The organism is Allobosea sp. AAP35 (assembly GCF_001295925.1).
Lineage (GTDB): Bacteria > Pseudomonadota > Alphaproteobacteria > Rhizobiales > Beijerinckiaceae > Allobosea.
In genome coordinates this window covers 1-20,160 of sequence record NZ_LJHQ01000065.1, presented here as the reverse complement: position 1 = coordinate 20,160, position 20,160 = coordinate 1, and the positions used below count along the sequence as shown (strand labels likewise).

Sequence of the window (20,160 nt, the reverse complement as noted above, 5' to 3'; positions counted from 1 at the left end):
TTCGCTGCGCTCGCAGTGACGGTTGCGCATCGCATCTGTGGAGAGAAACGCGCGGGTGCTGGTCGGGTTGCGTCGCCGGCATTAGGTTGCCCGCCATGGCTCTCCATCTGCTCAAGCTCTGCGTCGGCGCCGAATCGATCAACGATCTCGAAGAGTGGATCGAGGAGCGGCTGACGCTGGAGCGGCGGCTTGGTCGGCCGGCCGAGCAGATGCACACCACCCGCATGGTGCCCAAGCGCCTCGACGAGCTGCTCGATGGCGGCTCGCTCTACTGGGTGATCAAGGGCCAGATCGCGGCGCGGCAGCGCCTGACCGCCATTCGCCCCTTCACCGATGGCGACGGTATCGGCCGTTGCCATCTCGTGCTGGAGCCCGTGGTCGTGGCGCTGGAGCCGCGGCCCTGCCGCCCGTTCCAGGGCTGGCGCTATCTCACCGAGACCGACGCACCCCGCGACATCGACGGCCGCAGCGGCGATCTCGGCGCGATGCCCGAGGCGCTGCGGCGCGAGTTGGCGGGGTTGGGGCTGCTTTAGCGCAGCCGCTTGGCGGCGAGCCCACCGCTCGCTATCTTGAAAGCCGGGTCGAGGGAGACGTCATGTCGAAGATCACGTCGGTTTCGCTCGATGAGCATTTCAGCAGCTTTGTGGGCGTGCAGATCGAAACTGGTCGCTATGGCTCGGCGAGCGATGTCGTGCGCGCCGGGTTGCGCCTGCTCGAGGATCACGAGGCTAAGGTCAAAGCCCTCGAGAACGCGTTGATCGAAGGGGAACAGTCCGGGCCCCCGCGCCCCTTCGACAATGAGGCGTTCAAGGCGCGGATGCGCGCCCGGAATGGCTGAGCCGCTTGGCTATCGGCTTTCACCTCGCGCGGAAGCCGATCTCGAAGAGATCTGGTCCTACACGGCCGAGCGCTGGTCACTGATGCAGGCAGAACGTTATCACGGCATGATCGTGGCGGGTTTCGAGGCGCTCGCCTCCGGCCAAAAACGCGGTCGCCCGAGCGATATTCGTGCCGGATACCTATGCTATCCAGTGGGATCGCATAGGGTGTTCTACACAATCTCGGGGACGGGGTTGGACGTCATGCGCGTACTTCACCAGCGCATGGATGTGAGCCGCCATCTGGGATGATTCTTCACATCACACCGCGATATTGTCGATCAGCCGCGTTGCGCCCAGGCGCGCCGCGATGAGCAGGCGGATGGGGCCGTCGGCCAGCGAGGTCACCGGCGCCAGCGTGTCGGCATGGCGGGCCTCGAGATAATCCAGTTCGAATCCCGCCGAAATGATCTCGCCCTGCGCGTCGGCGACCGCCCTGAACAGGTCGTCGCGGTTGCGGATGCGGACCGCCAGCGCCTGCATGACCCGGTGCAGCAGCGGCGCCAGCGCGCGGTGTTCGGGGGTGAGGTAGCGGTTGCGCGAGGACATGGCGAGGCCGTCTTGCTCGCGGAAGGTCGGCAGTGGCACGATCGCGATGCCGAGGTCGAGATCGGCGGCCATGCGCGTCACCACCTTGAGCTGCTGGTAGTCCTTCTCGCCGAAGACGGCGAGATCGGCTCGCGACTGCGTGAAGAGCTTGCAGCAGACCGTCGCGACGCCCTCGAAATGGGTCGGCCGGAAGCGGTCGTCGAGGCCGACGGCTGCGGGGCCGAGCAGCAGCACGCGGGTCGCAAAGCCGGCCGGGTACATCTCTTCGACGGAGGGGAAGAAGACCGCATCGGCGCCGGCTGCGACGAGCTTGGCGCAATCGTCGTCGAAGGTACGCGGGTATTTCTTGAAGTCCTCATGCGGCGCAAACTGCGTCGGGTTGACGAAGATCGTGACGATGACCCGCCTGGCATGGCGCTGCGCTTCCTTCACCAGCGCGATATGGCCCTCATGCAGCGCGCCCATGGTCGGCACGAGCCCAACCTTGTCGCCCGCCGCGTGCCAGTTCGCCACCGCCGCGCGCATGGCGGCGACGGTCTCGAAGATCGCGATCTCGGTCATAGGCCTTGTCCCTCGTCCGGGGCGGTCATCTGCCGCTGACCGCCCGTGGCGGTGACGGGTAGCAAATGTCCCGGCGATGGCCAATATCAGACGCATGACAGACAAGACCGACAGGGTGGTGGGCAAGGCCACGAACGCAGGGATCGCCGGCGGCCGCTCGGCACCCGGCGAGATCGACCGCTTTCTCGGCGCGGCGAAGCAGCTTGCACCGCTGGCGACGGGACAGGCGGGGCGGCTGGTCTTCGCACTCGACGCGACCATGAGCCGCCAGCCCACCTGGGACCTCGCCTGCTCGCTGCAGGCCCGCATGTTCGAGATCGCGGCGACGAGCGGCGGGCTGGCGGTGCAGCTCGTCTATTTCCGGGGCCTCGCCGAATGCCGGGCCTCGGGCTGGGTCGGCGAGCCGCGCCGGCTGAACGGGCTGATGGCCGGCATCGCCTGCCAGGGCGGCCAGACCCAGATCGCGCGTGTCCTCAAGCATGTCCGCGACGAGGCGAGAGCCGTGCCGATCCGCGCCTTCGTGTTGGTAGGCGATGCAATGGAGGAGGAAGCCGATTCGCTGGCGGGGCTGGCCGGCGAGCTCGGCCTGCGCGGCATTCGCGGCTTCCTGTTCCAGGAGGGGCATGATCCCGCCGCCAGCGCAGCCTTCGCCATGATGGCGCGGCTGACCGGCGGGGCGCATGCCCGTTTCGATGCCAACGCACCCGATTCGCTGCTCGATCTGCTGCGCGGGGCCGCCGCCTATGCGGCCGGCGGGCGCGAGGCGATGCTGAAGCTCGCTGGTGGCAGCCCGGTCGTGCGCGGGCTGATCGGTTCGATGGATGGAGGTCGCCGGTGACCCTGCTCTACGGCATCGCCGCCGTGCTGTTGTTCTGGTGGGTTTCGAAGCTGTTTGCCAGCACCAACCCGAAGCTTCTTGCCCGGGCCTTGAAGACCGGCGGCGGCTTCCTGTCGCTGGGCGTGGCTGGCCTGCTGATGATGCGCGGCCGGCTCGACATGGCGATCTTCGTCGGCGGCATCGGTGCCTGGCTGCTCGGCTGGAGCGCGACCGGCCCCGGCGGCTTCCGTTTTCCCTGGAGTTCGACGGCGGGCGAGACGCCCGGCGCCCGATCGACCGTCACCTCGCCGCTGCTGGCGATGGAGCTCGACCATGACAGCGGCGGCATGACCGGCAAAGTCAGTGGCGGCAGCTTCGCCGGGCGCGATCTCGACGATTTGTCGATGGGCGAGCTCGGCGCCTTGATGCGCGAATGCCTGGCGCAGGACCCCGACGGGGCGAGGCTGCTAGAGGCATATCTCGACCGCCGGTCGCCCGGCTGGCGTGAAGACGCTGATCGTCACGGCGACGCGGGGCAGGGCCGCGCGGCGGGCACGGGCGCGATGTCGCATCAGGAGGCCTACGAGATCCTGGGGCTTCAACCGGGGGCGGGAGAGGAGGCGGTCCGCGAGTCCCATCGCGCCTTGATGAAGCGCATCCACCCGGATGCCGGGGGCACCAGCGGTCTTGCCGCTCGCGTCAACCAGGCCAAGGACGTCCTTCTGAAGTGAGGTGCCGGCCGGGAACAGGGATGAGGTCTGGTACGACATGTCAGCTATCCTTGTCCTTGTCCGTCAGCCGCGGGTGGCGAAGCAGGCGAAGCCGTCGCGCTTGAGCCGGGCGCAGGCATTCTGGGCATCCTTGGAGTCGTCGAAGCCGGCGAAGCGGGCGCGGAACAGCGTCGAGCCGCCCTTCTCGACCTTCTCCGTCACGGCCGTGGCATCGGCCAGCGGGCCGGCGGCCTTGGCGCGGGCGCGGGCGAGGATGTCCCTGGCCTTGGCCTCGTCATCGGTGGCGCCGAGCTGGATGATCCATTTGCCGGTGGTGGCCAGCGCCGTGCGGCTGTCGGCCGCCTTCAATGGCTCAGGCGCCCTTTCGATCGTCTTCTCGATGGTCTTTGCGACATGGGTGGTCCCGGGCTCGTGAGCCTTCTCGGCCGGCGCCGGGGCGGCGGCGAGCCTGACGGGGGCGGGCTCCTGCGGCTCCGCCACCTTGGCGATCGACGAGGTCACATCGACATTGGCCGGCGGGCGCATCACCTTGCCGTCGGCGGCGGGCGCGCCGATCGACCAGCGCATCGCCGAGGGCGTCGTCGTGGCGGTGACGGGACGCATGCCGGAGATCTGCAGCTGCTGGGCGCTGATCGGGCGCGGCGGCGCGATCGGCGTCGTTGTTGCAACCGGTGCATAGGCGCGGGCGGCGATCGGAAGGGGAGCTTGCGCCTCGACGCGCGGACGCGGGATGGGCAGTGGCGTCGGCTCGGCGCTGGCGGCCGTTACCACCGGTGCGGCGGCACGCTGCTGGATGCGCTCGGAAGCGCGCTCCTGCGGCCGCTCTTCCGGCTCGGGGGCTTCGGCGACCATGCTCGCGGCGCGGCCCGAAGTGGCGGCCTTGGGCAGGTTGGCAAGAACCAGATCGGCCATGATCTTGTCGCGTGAGGCGCCCGAGCGGCCCCCCAGGACGATCGAGACGACATGGCGGCCATCGGCCTTGGCCGAGGTCATCAGGTTGAAGCCCGAGAGGTTGGTGTAGCCGGTCTTGATGCCGTCCACACCCTCGATGCGGCCGAGCAGCTTGTTGTGGTTGCGATAGGCGCCGCCGGCATAGTTGAACACCCGCGTCGAGAACATCGGATAATAGCGGGGGAAACGCTCCTGGATCGCCCGGGCGAGGATCGTGAGATCGCGCGCCGTGGTGATGTTGGGCGGGCTGTGGGGCAGGCCGTGGGGGTTGTAGAACGCGGTGCTGCGCATGCCGAGCGAGCGGGCGCGGGCGGTCATCATCCGGGCGAATTCATCCTCCGAACCGGCGACGTTCTCCGCAACGGCGACGGCGACGTCATTGGCCGATTTGGTGACCAGCGCCAGGATCGCATCGCGGACCGCGATGGTCTCGCCCGGCCTGAAACCGATCTTGGAGGGGGCCTGACGCGCCGCATAGGACGAGACCGTCAGCTCCGAATTCATCGTGAACTTGCCGCGCTCGAGCTGCTCGAACAGCAGATAGAGCGTCATCACCTTGGTGATCGAGGCGGGGATGCGCGGCGCGTCCTCATTGACGCCATGCAGGGTGCGGCCGCTTTTCACGTCCACGACCATCGCCGCATAGGGCGGCGCATAGCCCCCGCCGGGGCGCCGCTTCTTGCGCGCCGCTTCGGCCGGAGACACCGATGCGACCGCGACCGCAACGATGCCGATCATTCCGACAAGCGCGCGAAAACGCACGCGTCGGGACCCAACGCAACTGAAAGCCATGAACCCGCCTCAACTCGAACGCTCGTTCAGGTCCCCTGCCTGTCTTGCGACGTGGCATATGGGACACAGTTTTGGAGGTTAGGGCGATGCGGTTACGGAGCCGTTAAAAGGCTAACGATCTCTCGCCGCGACAGCGCGCTTCCCGCCTGCGGCTGACGCAACGCACCACGCGCTTGACTTTTATGTTGCGGTGCACAATATGACATGCGTCCCGGTGGTGAACACTTGTCATCTGACCCAGGGGCGCCAAACCCGGGCCTTCAAGGCTCGTCAGCAAGAGGCGGCCTTCGGGCCGAGGGAAGAAACATGATCCAGCAGTTTGAAACGATCCAGAAGGCCTCCAAGGAGAACGTCGACGCGGCCCTGAAGGCTTTCGGCGCGACCTCCAAGAGCGTCCAGACGATCGCTGTCGAGGCGAGCGACTACGCCAAGAAGTCGTTCGAGACCAGCACCGCGACGCTCGAAAAGCTCGCCGCCGTCAAGACGATCGACAAGGCCATCGAGATCCAGACCGAATATGCCAAGGCCGCTTTCGAGGGCGCCGTCGCTCAGATGACGAGGATGGGCGAACTCTACGCCTCGCTCGCCAAGGATGCCTACAAGCCGTTCGAGGGCATCGTCGCCAAGGCCGTTCCGGCCACCAAGTGAGCTGACGCCGCGCCGCCCATGGGTGGAGCCGGTATCGCTGACACGCTATCAAGCCCGGCCGTGAGGCCGGGCTTTTTTATTGCCCGAACGCCGGCCTCATGCTGCGCTGCGGCATCTGAAGCCTCTTTGAACCGATTGAAAACTGATGCGATGAGGCGCATGTCTGGCACATCGCCGCGGTGGGCCGTGGCTTGCTAGCCAGTGGTTGCTCCCCATGCTCGACAAAGCCATTCCGCCCCGCACCCTCAGACTGAACGCGATCGACAATGTCGCGGTCGCCGTCGATCCGGTTGATCTTGGTGTGACAGTGGCCGGTGTGACGGCGCTGAAGCGGATTCCGCGCGGGCACAAGCTGGCGCTGAGCCTGATCGCCAAGGAACAGCCGATCCGTAAATTCGGCCAGATCATCGGCTTCGCCACGGTCGACATTTTGCCCGGCGAATGGGTGCACGAGCATAATACCGGCTTCCATGCTTTCGAGCGCGACTATGCCTATTGCGCCGAGGCGAAGCCGGAATTCGTGCTGCCGGTCGAGAGCCAAGCGACCTTCGAGGGTTTCCGCCGCGCGAATGGAAAGGCCGGCACGCGCAATTATGTGGGCATCCTGACCTCGGTGAACTGCTCCGCCTCGGCCGCCCGCTTCATGGCCGAGGAGGTCAAGCGCTCGGGTCTGCTCGCCGATTACCCGAATGTCGACGGCGTCATCGCGCTCACCCACGGCACCGGCTGCGGCATCGACTACAATGGCGAGAGCTTCGAGGTGCTCAAGCGCACTACCTGGGGCTATGCCTGCAACCCGAACATGGCGGCTGTCCTCGTCGTCGGGCTCGGCTGCGAGGGTTTTCAGATCAAGCGGATGAAGGACGCCTATGGCGTCGAAGAGAGCGACGTCTTCCGCACCCTGACGATCCAGGAGACCGGCGGCACGAAAAAGGCGGTCGCGGCCGGCATCGACGCTCTCAAGGTCATGCTGCCGATCGCCAATCGCGCGGTGCGCGAGACCGTACCGGCATCCGAGCTGATGCTGGCGCTGCAATGCGGCGGTTCGGATGGATATTCGGGCATCACCGCCAACCCGGCGCTGGGCAAGGCCGTTGACCTTTTGGTCGAGCATGGCGGCACGGCGATCCTTTCCGAGACGCCGGAGATCTACGGCGCCGAGCATCTGCTGACGCGGCGCGCCGCCACGCGTGAGGTCGGCGAGAAGCTCGTCGGCATCATCAAATGGTGGGAGGATTATACAGCGCGCGCCCGGATGGACATGAACAACAACCCGTCGCCCGGCAACAAGGCCGGCGGGCTCACGACCATCCTGGAGAAATCGCTGGGCGCCGCCGCCAAGGGCGGCACCAAGACGCTGGCGGCCGTCTACAACTATGCCGAGCCGGTCCGGTCCAAGGGTTTTGTCTACATGGACACGCCCGGCTACGATCCCGTCTCGGCGACGGGGCAGGTGGCGGGCGGGGCCAACATCCTCGCCTTCACCACCGGGCGCGGCTCGGCTTATGGCTGCAAGCCGACGCCATCGGTCAAGCTCGCCACCAACACGCCGATGTATCTCAAGCAGACCGACGACATGGACATCAATTGCGGCGATGTCCTCGACGGCGTGACGCTGGAGGCCAAGGGCCAGGAGATCTTCGACTATCTGCTGAAGGTGGCCTCGGGCGAGCCCTCGAAATCCGAAGCGATGGGCTATGGCGACGCGGAGTTCGTGCCCTGGCAGATCGGCGCGACGATGTGAGGGTGGGAACCGGCGTAGAGGTCGCGGCGTTCTTTCCCATTGCCTGGGAAAGGGATTCTATGACCCGTCACGCGCTCGCTACCATCGTTATCGCAGCTTTCCTCTTCGTCGGAGGCCCTGCCGTCGCAACCCCCGTTTCCGCACCCGCAGCATCGACAGGCCTTCTCGGCGCGGCTCAGCCGTTCGATATCGAGACGGTCCAGATCCGCGGCAACGAGCCCCAATATCGCGGGAACCGTCAGTTTCGCGGCAACCAGCAGTATCGCCGCGGCGGTCCCGGCGTGAGACGCTACGGCCCCCGTCCGCGTTACGCGCCAGGCGCACGCTTTCGCTCTCCGCCTTCCGGCTATCGCCGCTATGGCGCGCGGCCGGGCAATTGGCGGACGCGCGGCTGCGTCACGGTCGGCGCGATCTGGTTCTGCCCCTGATCTCACATGAGTTCTTGACGTTGAAGCCGGGCTTGCGCCCGGCTTTTTTTCGGGAGAACGTGAACCCTGGGGAGGGCTGAAATGACTGCGTAACGATGCCGCGCCAAGAGACAGCGCGCCGGCCGTTCCCTTTCCTTCGCCTGAGGTTCGTCATGAAGACCGTTGTGCTCGTCACCATCCCGCGCATCCTGCTCGGGCTGCTCTTTCTCGTCTCCGCCGTCGACGGTTTCTGGTGGCTGGCGACCGGCAGCCACCTGATCCACCCCCCGACCAGCGCGCGTGGCGTCGCGTTCGAGGCGGCGCTGCAGGAGACGGGCTTCTTCTGGCCGCTGCTGAAAAGCGTGAACCTGATCGGCGCTTTGAGCCTGCTGACCAACATCGCGCCCGCGCTGGGCCTGGCGCTCATCGCGCCGGTGATGGCGGTGATCGTGCTGTTCCACCTGGTGCTCAACCCGCAGGGTCTGCCGGTGGCGATCATCCTCGTGGTGCTCGGCGTCCTGCTGATCTGGGCTTATCGGGATCGCTATGCGGCGCTGCTGCGGTAGAGGCCTCATTGAGGCCCGCTCCGCCGTCATTGCGAGCGCAGCGAAGCAATCCAGAGGCGTGCGCTCGACGTCCCCCTGGATTGCATCGTCGCTGCGCTCCTCGCAATGACAGTGACGTCTAAACCGAAAATCCGCGCAACCGGTCGCTCAACGCGCCGATCCGGTCGGCGGCGACATTGGCGATGGCGATGCGCAGATGCTGCTCCTGGCCCGGGCCGAAATAGGGACCGGGCAGGGTCAGCACGCCGCGCTCCTGCACCAGCGCGCGCACCACATCCGCTGCCGGCACGCCGGCGAAGGGATGCGCGACATAGGCGAAATAGGCGCCGGCCGCGAGCACGCGCCAATCGTTGAGCGGCGCCATGGCTTCGCGAAAGAGGGCGGCGCGGGCGTTGATCTGCGTGCGGTTGGCCTCGCGCCAGTCGCGGATGCCGTCGATTCCCCAGGTAATGGCAGTCTGGCCAGCGCGCACCGGGCTGATCTGGACGCAGTCGAGCACCTTGGCGATCTGCGCCATCACGGCTTCAGCGGCCGTGATGGCGCCGAGGCGCCAGCCGGGCACAGCATAGGCCTTGGAGAAACTGTAGAGGCCAATCACGGAGTCCTGCCAGGGTCTTGTGGCGAAGACTTCATGCGGTGCGGCAGCGCCGGCGGGCAGGAAATCGCGATAGGTCTCGTCGAGCACCAGCCAGAGCCCGCGCCGCGCGCAGAGCTCGGCGAAGGCTGCGATGGTCGCGGGCGGATAGATCGCGCCGGTCGGGTTGTTGGGTGTCACCAGCACGATGGCGCGGGTGCCGGCATCGATCAGCGCCTCGGCGGTCGCGGCATCGGGCACGAAGCGCGCAGCCGGGTCGCAGGGCAAGGGCCGCGCCTCGATGCCGAGCATGCGCAGCGTCATCTCGTGGTTGAAATACCAGGGCGCCGGCAACAGCACGCTCTGTCCTGCTTTGGCCACCGCCATCATCGTCATGACGAAGGCCTGGTTGCAGCCCGAGGTGATGGCGACTTCCGCTGGTCGGAAGCGCGTGCCGTAAACCGTCGAAATCTCGGCCGCATAGGCCTCGCGCAGCGCCATGTCGCCGGTGATCGCCCCATAGCGGGTGGCATCGGGCGAGGCCGCGGCCTGCGCCAGCCGCTCCAGGAGTTCGGCCGGGGGCGGGGAGCCCGGCACGGCCTGGGAGAGATCGACGAGCGGGCCGGAACGCCCGTCATAGGCCCGGGCCCAGGCTTGCGCCTGCGGGATCGGCGGCGTGCCGGTGTCGAGGAGATCGGGGTTCAGGGTCGGGAGCGTCGTCTGGAGCATGGGCGCAAGCTTTGGGATGCGGCCCGCGTTGCGTCAATCGGGCCGCAGCCAGCTATCCGATGACACGCGTTGAGGGTCACGCCATGCAGGGCCGTCGTTTGGAAAGGCGAGAAGAACGCCCAACCGGGAGATGCGCTCCCGCGCCTGCTCCCTATATCCTGTCAAAGAGCGAACGGGACCGCGCGCATGCCAGACGATAGCACCGACACCATCGACAGGCTGCACGAACTGCTCGACCGGGCGGCGTCCATCGTCGCCTTCACCGGGGCCGGCATCTCGACGGAATCGGGCGTGCCGGATTTCCGGACGCCGGGCTCGCCCTGGATGGTCAACAAGCCGATCCCCTTCGAGGCCTTCGTCAAGAGCCGCGAGGCGCGCATCGAGGCCTGGCGGCGCAAATTCGCCATGGATGACCATTATGCCGATGCCGCGCCGAATATCGGCCATCGGGCGCTGGCGCGGCTGGTGGCGGAGGGGCGGGCGCCCGCCATCGTCACCCAGAACATCGACGGTCTGCACCAGGCCTCGGGCGTGCCCGACGGCAAGGTGATCGAACTCCACGGCAACGGCACCTATGCGACCTGCCTCGCCTGCGGCTGGCGGCACGAATTGGCGGCGATCCGCCCCGCTTTCGAGGCAAGCGGCGAACCGCCGGCCTGCGTGATCTGCGCCGGACCGGTGAAATCGGCGACAGTCTCCTTCGGCCAGGCGATGCCGCAGGACAAGATGAGCGCGGCCCAGCAACTGGCTCTGGAGGCGGAGCTTTTTCTCGTCGTCGGCTCGTCGCTCGTGGTCTATCCGGCGGCGACGCTGCCGATCATCGCCAAGAAGCAGGGAGCGACGCTCGTCATCGTCAATCGCGAGCCGACGGAACTGGACGCGATCGCCGATCTGGTGGTGCGAGCCGAGATCGGGGCGGTGCTGGGACGGCTGGCGGGGTAGGGTCCGCAGCCAAGGACTGGGAGACGGGCAAGCGGTGGCCGCGAGGTCGCTACGGGCCTTTGGCGAATTCTTGACCTTACCCTAGGACAGGCTGGTCGATTGGGTGTAGCATCCCTCCAACGGTTCAATAAAAAAGGCCGGCAGGGAGAGAGCTATGCAAAAAATCCTGATGGCGGTCTGCCTGATCGGCAGTTCAATGACATTCATGTCGAGCGAGGCCAACGCTGTCGTCTGTGCGCGCGGCGTCGTGCGCGCCGGCTGCGTTTCGGCTGGCGGCGCGGTGGCTGTCCGCCGTCCGGTCGCCGTCGCGCCGAGGGCGGTCGTGGTCGCGCCGCGCGCCGTGGTCGTCGCTCCCAGGCGCGCGGTGGTCAGGCGCCCCGTTCGCTATTGAATCCTTGACTGTCGATCAGACGGAGAATTCCGATGCTGAAGCAAATGAGCATTGTGCTTGCGATGTCGCTGGCGGCGGGGCTGGCAGGTTGTGCATCCTCCCCGGTGGTTACGACCCAGACTGTCATGGTCGCTGGCGTCGGGCCCGTCGAGGTCGAACAATTGAATGTCGAGGTTGTCGATGTGGAGCCCGCCGAACGGATCGTGCGCGTGCGGCAGGGCCGGAATACCTGGCAGGTCGCGGTGCCGGAATTGTTCGGCGACCTCCAGAACATCAATGCCGGAGATCGGGTTGAAATCCGGCGCGTCGAAGGGGTGATTCTCGGAGCGAGGCGGGCTCGCAGGGGCGCTCAGCCCAGCATCATCTACTCGGAGGCGGTCAGCGATCCGTCCTTCCAGGGCCTTCCGGAGAGATTCGTGGTGCGCTCGCTCACGCTGACGGCGCGGTTCGAAAGCTTCGATCCCGCGACCCGCATCGTGAACTACGTCGGACCGGCGGGAGCGCGAACCCATACGGTGTCCGATCCCGCCATTCAGAACGATCTCCGGCGCCTCAAGCGCGGCGATATGGTTGAGTTGACCTTCGCGGAAGCTTTTCAGTTCCGAAAGTACTGATCGTGAGACCGACCCGCCCCCGGCTCGACCGGCGCGGGTAGGACCTTACAGGATGGTGCCGGCGCCGCCCACGGGTTGAACGCCCCTGCGACGTTTCGGTCCAGGGCCGCCAAAGGACTTGAGGCTGCGCGGAAACAGGCTATGCGGGCAGGGCGTCGCCATCCCGTCGTCCGTAGCCCCGTCGAAGGCCAGCCATGTCCAGCGAGAAATCCATCCCGCCCGCCGCGCTCGTGCTGGGCGTCGCGGGCATCGTCCCATTCCTGGCCTGTACGGTCGGGCTGGTGTCCGGGCTGACGCTGCCGGTGCTGGGCGGCGGCGCGCAGCTGACGCAGGCGCTGATCGTCTACGGCGTCGCGATCCTGTCCTTCCTCGGTGGCGTCCGCTGGGGGATCGCGATCGGCTATGAAAGCGAGGCGGTGCAGCGGCGGGATTTCATCATCGCGGTGGTGCCGGCCCTGATCGGCTGGGGCGCCACGCTTCTGTCTCCCGTCGGTGCTTTATGGACCCTTTGCGCAGCCTTCATCCTGCTCGGCCTGCTGGACTATGGCTTGTACTGCCGCGAGGTCGCGCCCGAATGGTATGGCCGGCTGCGGCTGGCCTTGTCGGGGGCGGTCGCGGTGCTTCTGGGCGTGGCGGCGGCTGCGGTCTGACGGGGCGATCGCAGGGCCGCCTCACCGCGCTTGATCTATCTCAAAAATCATCCCGCGCACGCATTTTGGGTGGTGCAGGTGTGGATACCGCGAAGCCGGCTGTATCGCGACTCAGCAGCAATGGTATCGTAGGGGCACGAATCAAGCTGTTCGTGGCGGCGGGGGTCAGCGGCACATGTCCGACGAGTATGGTGGGAACGGGCGGCCACCCATGGGGCCGATCCAGTCTCTGAACCGCATCATGCGGCTCGACGGTGCCGACGGCCTGGAGACGGGTGTCGAGCTCAGCGGCCATGTCAAATGGTTCGACGTCAGCAAGGGCTACGGCTTCGTTGTGCCCGAGGATGGCGGCGCCGATGTGCTGGTCCATGTCACCATCCTGAAACGCGACGGTTTCAACGCCATCGCCGAAGGCGCTCACATCGTGCTCGAGGTCATCGAGAAGCCGCGCGGCCGCCAGGCGATCCGGGTTTTGTCGATCGACACCAGCGCGGCACGCCATCCCGCCGAGATGCCGCTGGCGCGCACCAATGTTCAGGTCACGCCAACAAGCGGGCTCGAGCGCATGACGGTGAAATGGTTCAACCGGCTGCGCGGCTTCGGCTTCGTCTCGGCCGGCGAGAATGCGCCCGACATCTTCGTCCATATGGAAACGATGCGGCGCTACGGGCTGGTCGAGCTGATTCCCGGCCAGACCGTGCTGGTGCGCTACGGGCCTGGGCCCAAGGGCCTGATGGCGGCCGAGATCCGGCTGGAGCAGGGCGGGGCGCCCAGCTCGCACTGAGGGGGCCCGTAGCCTCCCGTCATGCTCGGGCTCGACCCGAGAATCTCATCCCAGCAAGCTTCTGATGCCGCGAATAGCACCTGTTCCGGCCTGAGATGGTCGGGTCAGGCCCGACCATGACGCTTCACAACGCAAACGATGTCCCGCAGCCACAGGAACTCGTTGCGTTGGGATTGGTGATCTTGAAGGATTGGCCGACCAGGTCGTCGACGAAGTCGATGGTGCAGCCTTCGAGCAGATCGAGCGAGGTCTCGTCGATCAGCACGGTGGCGCCGTGGCGCTCGATCACGAGGTCGCCGGGCGCCTTCTCGCTATCGACATCGAAGATGTACTGAAAGCCTGAGCAGCCGCCTCCAGCGACGCTGACGCGCAGCATCGAGCCCGGTGGCTCATGAGCCATCACCGAGAGAATGCGGGTCGCGGCCCTGTCCGTCACGGCTACGCCGCGCGGTGGGGTTTCCAGAATAGCGGTCATGGCGGTCTCCCGGAGCAGAAGCTCCTTGCACCTTCGTTGCCTGCGAAGGTAATTGCGGCGCAGCGCCTCCACAAGCCGGGGCGGCGACGAGGCCGCCATGCCGCATCCGGACATCTTCGACCCAATGGCCGGTTCCGCGCGCGAGCCCGGCGATCGCTGGCGCGCGCCTTATGCCTGCCGGACCGCGACGAGCCGGGGCAGGCTGGTTGCCGAACCGGCCTCGCCGACGCGCAATCCCTATCAGCGCGACCGCGACCGCATCATCCATTCGACCGCATTCCGGCGGCTGAAGCACAAGACGCAGGTTTTCGTCTCGCATGAAGGCGACCATTTCCGCACAAGGCTGACGCATACGATCGAGGTCGCGCAGATCGCGCGGGCTCTGGCGCGGGCGCTGGGGCTCGACGAGGATCTGGCGGAGGCGCTGGCGCTGGCCCACGACCTCGGTCACACGCCCTTCGGCCACACCGGCGAGGATGCGCTGGCGGAGTGCATGGCCGCGTTCGGCGGCTTCGACCACAACGCCCAGACGCTGCGGATCGTGACGCGGTTGGAGCGGCGCTATGCCGGCTTCGACGGGCTGAACCTGACCTGGGAGACGCTGGAGGGGCTGGTCAAGCATAATGGCCCGCTGCTGCTGGCCGACGGGGCTCCGACCGAGCGCTATGCGGAGGCGGGCATTCCGGCCGCGATCGTCGAATACCAGTCCAAGCAGGATCTCTGGCTCGACACTTACGCCTCCGCCGAGGCGCAGGCGGCGGCGCTCGCCGACGACATCGCCTACAACGCCCATGACATCGACGACGGTTTGCGGGCGGGGCTGTTTGGGCTCTCCGACCTGCGAGCCGTGCCCTTCCTTGCCGATCTGCTCGACGAGATCGAGGGCCTGCATCCGGGTCTGGAGACGACGCGGGCCACCAACGAATTGGTCCGGCGGGTGATCACGCGCTTCGTCGAGGGCGTCATCGGCGAATCGCAGGAACGCCTTGCGGATTTGGCGCCGGTGGATGCCGATGCGGTACGCCGGGCAGGGCGGCCCGTCATCGCCTTTCCAGCCGCGATCGAGGCCGCCGACCGCGCCATCAAGGCCTTCCTCTACCCCAACATGTACCGCCATGCCCGGATCGCGCCGATCCGCGAGCAGGCGGCGCAGGTGGTGCGCGATCTGTTCGCGCGCTTCAGCGCCGATCCGGCCCTGATGCCGGCGGACTGGGCTGCGGGTTGCGAGCGCCTCGACGCGCAGCGCCGGGCGCGGCGCATCGCCGACTACATCGCCGGCATGACCGACTGGTACGCGCTCGACGAACATCGCCGCCTGTTTGACGCGACCCCCTCGCTGCGATAGGGCCGGACCCTCCCGACCTTCCCGACCTGCCGTTTTGCAGCAGATATTGGCCGCCATGAACCTGTTCGAGACCTATTCCGCCCGCGTCAATGCCGCGCTGTCGGCGCTCGCCGAGCGCGGTGCGCTGCCTGCGGGGCTCGATTTCGGCCGCGTCGTGGTCGAGCCGACGCGCGATACCAGCCATGGCGATCTGGCGACCAATGCCGCGATGGTGCTGGCCAAGGAGGCCGGGACGAACCCGCGTGCGCTCGCGGCGCTGCTGGTCGAGGAACTCGTCAAGGACGGCGAGATCGTGAAGGCGGAGATCGCCGGCCCCGGATTCATCAATCTGACGCTCGAGCCTTCCGTCTTCACCGCGATCCTGAAGGATGCCGTCGAGCGCGGGCAGGACTACGGACGCGGCGCGGCCAAGCCCGAGCCCAGGATCAATGTCGAATATGTCTCGGCCAACCCGACCGGGCCGATGCATGTCGGCCATGGGCGCGGTGCCGTGTTCGGCGATGCGCTCGCCAATATCCTCGCCTTCGCCGGCCATGACGTGACGCGCGAATACTACATCAACGATGCCGGGGCGCAGGTCGATGTGCTCGCGCGCTCGGCCTTCCTGCGCTATCGCGAGGCGCTGGGCGAGACGATCACGATCCCGGAGGGACTCTATCCCGGCGATTACCTCGTTTCGGTCGGGCAGACGCTGGCGAAGACGTATGGCGATGCGCTGCTGGCGAAGTCTGAAGCCGAATGGTTGCCGCTAGTTCGTTCCGTGGCCATCGACGGCATGATGGCGATGATCCGCGACGATCTCGCGGCTCTCGGCGTCGTCCATGACGTGTTCTTCTCGGAGCGTTCTCTGCAGGATGTTGCGGGCGGAGGCGATGCTGTCGCCGAGACGATCGCGGATCTGCGCGCCCGTGACCTGATCTATCAGGGCCGGTTGCCGCCGCCCAAGGGCCAGAAGGACGAGGATTGGGAGGACCGCGAGCAGGCGCTGTTCCGCGCCACGCAGTTCGGCGACGACGTCGACCGTCCGCTGCTGAAGTCGGATGGCAGCTACACCTATTTCGCCAACGACATCGCCTATCACCGCTCGAAATTCACCCGCGGCTTCGCCCAGATGATCGACGTGTGGGGCGCCGATCATGGCGGCTACGTCAAGCGCATGCAGGCGGCGGTGAAGGCGGTGACGCATGAAAAGGGCAGCCTAGACGTCAAGCTCTGCCAGCTCGTCAAGCTTTTGCGCAACGGCGAGCCGGTGAAGATGTCGAAGCGCTCGGGCGATTTCGTCACGCTGCGCGAGGTCATCGACGAGGTTGGCCGCGATGCGGTCCGCTTCATGATGATCTTCCGCAAGAACGACGCGACGCTCGATTTCGATCTGGCCAAGGTGGTCGAGCAGTCAAAGGACAACCCGGTCTTCTACGTCCAGTATGCGCATGCGCGCTGTGCCTCGATCTTCCGGCAGGCACGGGAGACCTTCCCCGATCTCGATCTGGCACCGTCCGCCTTGGCGCAGGCGGATCTGGCGCGCCTGACCGATGAGGCCGAGCTTGGTATCGTCAAGTTGATCGCGGCCTATCCCCGAATCATCGAAGGCGCGGCGAGTGCCCATGAGCCGCATCGCGTGGCCTTCTTCGTTCACGAGCTTGCGAGCGCATTTCACTCGCTGTGGAACAAGGGCAAAGACTCGCCGCAATTACGGTTCGTTAATCAAACTGATCGAGAGTCGACTGTGGCGAGGTTGGCGTTTGTGCATGCGGTGCGCAGCGTTCTTGCTTCCGGTCTGGCAGTCGCTGGAGTTGCGGCGCCGGAAGAGATGCGCTGACGGCCCGCTTGGCCCTCAGCGCGCACAAGGTCAGGTTGACCGCGAGGCGCAATGGGAATCCATGCGCGCCGGGTGGCCTGCGCTGGAATGGATCAAGCCATGAGTGAGCCCGCAAGAAACCGTTTCGCCCTCGATCTCGAAGATCTCGAGCGCCAGCTTCGCAGTGCCGGGCAGGCGCCGAAGGTCGGCAAGCCCGTCGATCCGCTCGCCGAACTGACGCGCATCGTCGATCAGGGCGATCCGCTGAAGGACATCTTCGGCCATCGCGGTCAGGTGTCGGGGGGGAGCAGGGCGCCGGCATCATGGCCTGCCCAATCCGCGAACCATGATGCGGCGTCGCGCCTGGAACCCTCATTCGATCCTGTCCAGCAGCTGCAGTCAGCTGTTGAGCAGTCGCCGCCCCCGGCCGAACTGCGTGGAGCGCTCGACGAATTCGAGGCGCTGCTGCGGCGCAGCGATGCGCCGCGAGCCGTGCCCGCCCAGGCCGCGCCCGACGCGAAGCGGGCGGAGCCCCGTTTCGAGGTGGCCGATGAGGGCTTCGATCAGCCCGCGCCGCAAGCCTACCAGCCGCAGTACCAGCACCCGATCGCGCCGCAGGCGCAAGCCGGGATGCCGCGCGATCTCGACGCGGAGCACCAGACCTATCCCGATTACGAACAGCCGACGCCTTACGATGCACATCCGTCGCAGGCGCAGCTTCAGGCGGAAGACGAGTTGCCGGACCTCGAGCCGCGCCGCTCCCGCAGAGGTCTCTATACCGCAGCTGCCCTGATCGTGGTCGGCGTGGTCGGCGTTGGCGCCGTCATGTCGATGCGCGGTACGACCTCTCCTTCGGGCGGTCAGCCGCCGGTCATCGCGGCCGATACCGGACCGACCAAGGTCGAACCGGTCAATCCCGGCGGAGCCGAGATTCCCAACCAGAACAAGCAGATCTATGAGCGCCCCGGCGAGGCGCAGACCGCTCAGACAAAGGTCGTGAGCCGCGAAGAACAGCCGGTCGACGTCCAGCAGGCGGCGCGCTCGCTGCCGGCCCGCGTCGTGCTGCCCGGTCCCGGAACCGGCACGGCGACGACCCCATCCGCCGATCCGCTGGCGCAGGCCCCCGCGGCCATCGCACGCGATCTGATGCCGTCGGAGCCGCTGCTGACCCCCGTGCCCCCTGTCCCAGGTCTGGGTGAGCCGCGCCGGGTCCGCACGGTCTCGATCCGTCCCGACGGCACGCCCGCAACACCGGCCAATGGTTCGGCCGGGCCCAGCAACGGCGCGGCGCCCCTCGTCACCGGCTCGGCCTCGCCGGCTCGCCCGGCCTCGATCGCTGCATCGGATACGGCTTCGGCGACGGCCCAGCCTCGGCCGCGCGCGACGACGCCGGTGCAGGAGCCCCCCAAGGTTCAGGACCGCGCCGCAGCGCCCGCAACGACGCCGTCCGGCCCCCTGCGCATCGCCAGCGCGCCGGCCACCACCGCGCCGCCTGCCGCACCGGCCACGGCGGCGATTCGCAGCGGCACGGGCGACTTTGTCGTCCAGCTCGGAGCGCCCGGCAGCGAATCGGAGGCGCGCGCGACCTTCGCGGCGCTGCAGCGCAAATATCCCGGCCAGCTCAGCGGCCAGGCGCCCATCGTGCGCAAGACCGAACTGGCCGGCGGCAAGACGGTGTTCCGCCTCCGGGTCGGGCCTTATTCGCGCGACGACGCCACGGCGATGTGCACCGCCCTGCAGGCAGCCGGCGGACAGTGCTTCATCGCCAAGAATTGATCCCACGGGCGCAAGCCCAGGTTCTGCGAAAACCGGCGGCGCTTCTGGCGCCGCCGGTTTTTTCGTTCGCGTGGGGCGCAATGCCTGCCGGCAGACCAACGATGGTTCGCGCCGTCGTTTCATGCGATGAGCGGTGCGGCAGGTCCGCCGCGATAGCCCGCTGACGCCGTGGACCCAAGACCATAAGAACGACCGGAGGACTACCATGGACCGTCGCAATTTCGTGAAGACAGCCGCGACCGGCGCTGCCGGCAGCGCGCTCGTCGCCGCCCCCGCCATCGCCCAGACCGCGCAGCCCAAGGTCAACTGGCGGCTGACATCGAGCTATCCCAAGAGCCTCGACACGCTGTTTGGCATCTCGACCCAGGTCGCCAAGCGCGTCGCCGAAGCGACCGACGGCAATTTCCAGATCCAGGTCTTCGCGCCCGGCGAGATCGTGCCCGGACTGCAGGCACTCGACGCCGTCCAGAACGGCACGGTCGAGTGCAGCCACACCCTGTCGAGCTTCTATGTCGGCAAGGACCCGGCTTTCGCCTTCGAGACCTCGCTGCCCTTCGGCTTCAACACCCGCCAGCAGAACGCCTGGCTCTATGCCGGCGGCGGGCTGGAACTGTGCCGCGCCTTCATGCGTAAGTTCAACATCCACACCATCCCGTCGGGCAACACCGGCGCGCAGATGGGCGGCTGGTACCGCAAGGAAATCAAGTCGCTGGAGGATCTGAAGGGCCTGAAGATGCGCATCGCCGGCATGGGCGGGCAGATCATGGCGAGGCTTGGCGTCGTGCCGCAGCAGATCGCCGGTGGCGACATCTACCCGGCGCTGGAGCGCGGCACGCTCGATGCGGTCGAGTTCTCGGGGCCGCTCGACGACGAGAAGCTCGGCTTCCAGAAGGTCGCGAAATACTACTATTACCCCGGCTTTTGGGAGGGGAACGCCAATGTCAGCTTCATCGTCAACACCGAGAAGTGGAACGCGCTGCCGGCCTCCTACAAGGCGATCGTCGAAGCAGCCTGCGCCGAGGCGAACGCGCTCTGCATGGCGAAATACGACCATGGCAACCCCGATGCGCTGATCCGCCTCGCCGGGACCGGCGCCGAGTTGCGGCCCTTCCCGCAAGAGGTGATGCAGGCGGCGTTCAAGGAGGCGTTCGCGCTCTATGGCGAGCTTTCGGCCAAGAACCCCGAATTCAAGACGTTCTACGATTCCTTCCTGCCGTACTGGAAGAAGGAGAACCTCTGGTTCCGCGTCGCCGAGCTGCCCTTCGACGCCTTCAACGCCCAGATGGCGGCGCAGATGCGGTGAACGGCACTGGCCTCCTGATGTTTAGCGCGCCGTCATTCCGGACGTAGCGAAGCGGAGATCCGGAATCCATCATAGGGCAATGCCTTACGATGGATTCCGGATCGGCGCCGCTTCGCGGCTTGTCCGGAATGACGA

22 protein-coding genes are annotated in these 20,160 nt (G+C 66.9%); 18 read left to right on the top strand and 4 right to left on the bottom strand.

All coding sequences use genetic code 11. The features are described 5' to 3' along the window. Nucleotides 1-95: 95 nt before the first annotated feature. The 3 genes from IP69_RS18925 (at nucleotide 96) to IP69_RS18915 (ending at nucleotide 1,130) form a co-directional block, all read left to right on the top strand. Entirely contained in the window at nucleotides 96-533 is a 438-nt protein-coding gene (locus IP69_RS18925; RefSeq protein WP_054144391.1) for a DUF1489 family protein, read from the top strand. 62 nt (nucleotides 534-595) lie between these two features. Continuing rightward, on the top strand, nucleotides 596-838 hold the full coding sequence (locus IP69_RS18920) for a type II toxin-antitoxin system ParD family antitoxin (protein WP_054144390.1): 243 nt from the start codon (nucleotides 596-598) through the stop codon (nucleotides 836-838). Beyond that, entirely contained in the window at nucleotides 831-1,130 is a 300-nt protein-coding gene (locus IP69_RS18915) for a type II toxin-antitoxin system RelE/ParE family toxin (protein WP_054144389.1), read from the top strand. The genes IP69_RS18920 and IP69_RS18915 overlap by 8 nt, the downstream gene beginning before the upstream one ends. 9 nt (nucleotides 1,131-1,139) lie before the next feature. Here the strand turns inward: IP69_RS18915 and panC are convergent, their stop codons facing one another. Then, entirely contained in the window at nucleotides 1,140-1,988 is an 849-nt protein-coding gene (gene panC, locus IP69_RS18910) for a pantoate--beta-alanine ligase (RefSeq protein WP_054144388.1), read from the bottom strand. A gap of 94 nt (nucleotides 1,989-2,082) precedes the next feature. Here panC and IP69_RS18905 point away from each other — a divergent pair, with 94 nt between their 5' ends. Continuing rightward, a complete protein-coding gene (locus IP69_RS18905; protein ID WP_054144387.1) occupies nucleotides 2,083-2,826 on the top strand; it encodes a hypothetical protein in 744 nt (247 codons plus the stop codon). Further along, nucleotides 2,823-3,536: a hypothetical protein gene (locus tag IP69_RS18900; RefSeq protein ID WP_054144386.1), complete on the top strand. Its 714-nt coding sequence runs from the start codon at nucleotides 2,823-2,825 to the stop codon at nucleotides 3,534-3,536. Before IP69_RS18905 ends, IP69_RS18900 begins: the two co-directional genes overlap by 4 nt. A gap of 63 nt (nucleotides 3,537-3,599) precedes the next feature. Here the strand turns inward: IP69_RS18900 and IP69_RS22440 are convergent, their stop codons facing one another. Further along, nucleotides 3,600-5,225, bottom strand: a complete 1,626-nt coding sequence (locus IP69_RS22440; protein WP_054144385.1) for an SPOR domain-containing protein — start codon at nucleotides 5,223-5,225, stop codon at nucleotides 3,600-3,602. A gap of 360 nt (nucleotides 5,226-5,585) precedes the next feature. Here IP69_RS22440 and IP69_RS18890 point away from each other — a divergent pair, with 360 nt between their 5' ends. From IP69_RS18890 to IP69_RS18875, 4 genes are all read left to right on the top strand, one after another. Beyond that, nucleotides 5,586-5,927: a phasin family protein gene (locus IP69_RS18890; RefSeq protein WP_054144384.1), complete on the top strand. Its 342-nt coding sequence runs from the start codon at nucleotides 5,586-5,588 to the stop codon at nucleotides 5,925-5,927. 214 nt (nucleotides 5,928-6,141) lie between these two features. Then, nucleotides 6,142-7,671, top strand: coding sequence for an altronate dehydratase family protein (locus tag IP69_RS18885; RefSeq protein ID WP_054144383.1), 1,530 nt, complete (start codon nucleotides 6,142-6,144; stop codon nucleotides 7,669-7,671). Nucleotides 7,672-7,730: 59 nt separating this feature from the next. Beyond that, the gene (locus IP69_RS18880) at nucleotides 7,731-8,099 is read left to right on the top strand and encodes a hypothetical protein (protein WP_054144382.1); all 369 of its coding nucleotides are present in this window, start codon (nucleotides 7,731-7,733) and stop codon (nucleotides 8,097-8,099) included. A gap of 152 nt (nucleotides 8,100-8,251) precedes the next feature. Further along, on the top strand, nucleotides 8,252-8,644 hold the full coding sequence (locus tag IP69_RS18875; protein ID WP_054144381.1) for a hypothetical protein: 393 nt from the start codon (nucleotides 8,252-8,254) through the stop codon (nucleotides 8,642-8,644). Nucleotides 8,645-8,762: 118 nt separating this feature from the next. On the opposite strand, the gene IP69_RS18870 is transcribed toward IP69_RS18875, so the two are convergent. Next, nucleotides 8,763-9,947, bottom strand: coding sequence for an aminotransferase (locus IP69_RS18870; protein WP_054144380.1), 1,185 nt, complete (start codon nucleotides 9,945-9,947; stop codon nucleotides 8,763-8,765). A gap of 186 nt (nucleotides 9,948-10,133) precedes the next feature. On the opposite strand from IP69_RS18870, the gene IP69_RS18865 reads away from it, so the two are divergent. From IP69_RS18865 to IP69_RS18845, 5 genes are all read left to right on the top strand, one after another. Further along, entirely contained in the window at nucleotides 10,134-10,889 is a 756-nt protein-coding gene (locus IP69_RS18865) for a Sir2 family NAD-dependent protein deacetylase (protein ID WP_054144379.1), read from the top strand. A gap of 154 nt (nucleotides 10,890-11,043) precedes the next feature. After that, nucleotides 11,044-11,280, top strand: coding sequence for a hypothetical protein (locus IP69_RS18860; RefSeq protein WP_054144378.1), 237 nt, complete (start codon nucleotides 11,044-11,046; stop codon nucleotides 11,278-11,280). Between the two features lie 32 nt (nucleotides 11,281-11,312). Next, nucleotides 11,313-11,894: a hypothetical protein gene (locus IP69_RS18855; protein ID WP_156323544.1), complete on the top strand. Its 582-nt coding sequence runs from the start codon at nucleotides 11,313-11,315 to the stop codon at nucleotides 11,892-11,894. 194 nt (nucleotides 11,895-12,088) lie between these two features. Continuing rightward, on the top strand, nucleotides 12,089-12,544 hold the full coding sequence (locus IP69_RS18850) for a DUF3429 domain-containing protein (protein WP_054144376.1): 456 nt from the start codon (nucleotides 12,089-12,091) through the stop codon (nucleotides 12,542-12,544). Between the two features lie 241 nt (nucleotides 12,545-12,785). Next, nucleotides 12,786-13,328, top strand: a complete 543-nt coding sequence (locus IP69_RS18845) for a cold-shock protein (protein WP_248306902.1) — start codon at nucleotides 12,786-12,788, stop codon at nucleotides 13,326-13,328. Nucleotides 13,329-13,452: 124 nt separating this feature from the next. Here IP69_RS18845 and IP69_RS18840 read toward each other — a convergent pair whose 3' ends face one another. After that, on the bottom strand, nucleotides 13,453-13,803 hold the full coding sequence (locus IP69_RS18840; RefSeq protein WP_054144374.1) for an iron-sulfur cluster assembly accessory protein: 351 nt from the start codon (nucleotides 13,801-13,803) through the stop codon (nucleotides 13,453-13,455). A 97-nt stretch (nucleotides 13,804-13,900) separates the two neighbouring features. Here IP69_RS18840 and IP69_RS18835 point away from each other — a divergent pair, with 97 nt between their 5' ends. The 4 genes from IP69_RS18835 to dctP all read left to right on the top strand — a co-directional run bounded on the left by IP69_RS18835 (nucleotide 13,901) and on the right by dctP (nucleotide 20,025). Beyond that, nucleotides 13,901-15,148, top strand: a complete 1,248-nt coding sequence (locus tag IP69_RS18835) for a deoxyguanosinetriphosphate triphosphohydrolase (protein WP_248306899.1) — start codon at nucleotides 13,901-13,903, stop codon at nucleotides 15,146-15,148. A 55-nt stretch (nucleotides 15,149-15,203) separates the two neighbouring features. Next, entirely contained in the window at nucleotides 15,204-16,967 is a 1,764-nt protein-coding gene (gene argS / locus IP69_RS18830) for an arginine--tRNA ligase (protein WP_054144373.1), read from the top strand. A 99-nt stretch (nucleotides 16,968-17,066) separates the two neighbouring features. Next, nucleotides 17,067-18,722, top strand: coding sequence for an SPOR domain-containing protein (locus IP69_RS18825; protein WP_054144372.1), 1,656 nt, complete (start codon nucleotides 17,067-17,069; stop codon nucleotides 18,720-18,722). 205 nt (nucleotides 18,723-18,927) lie between these two features. After that, complete coding sequence (dctP, locus tag IP69_RS18820; RefSeq protein ID WP_054144371.1) at nucleotides 18,928-20,025, top strand: TRAP transporter substrate-binding protein DctP; 1,098 nt, start codon at nucleotides 18,928-18,930, stop codon at nucleotides 20,023-20,025. Nucleotides 20,026-20,160: the final 135 nt, after the last annotated feature.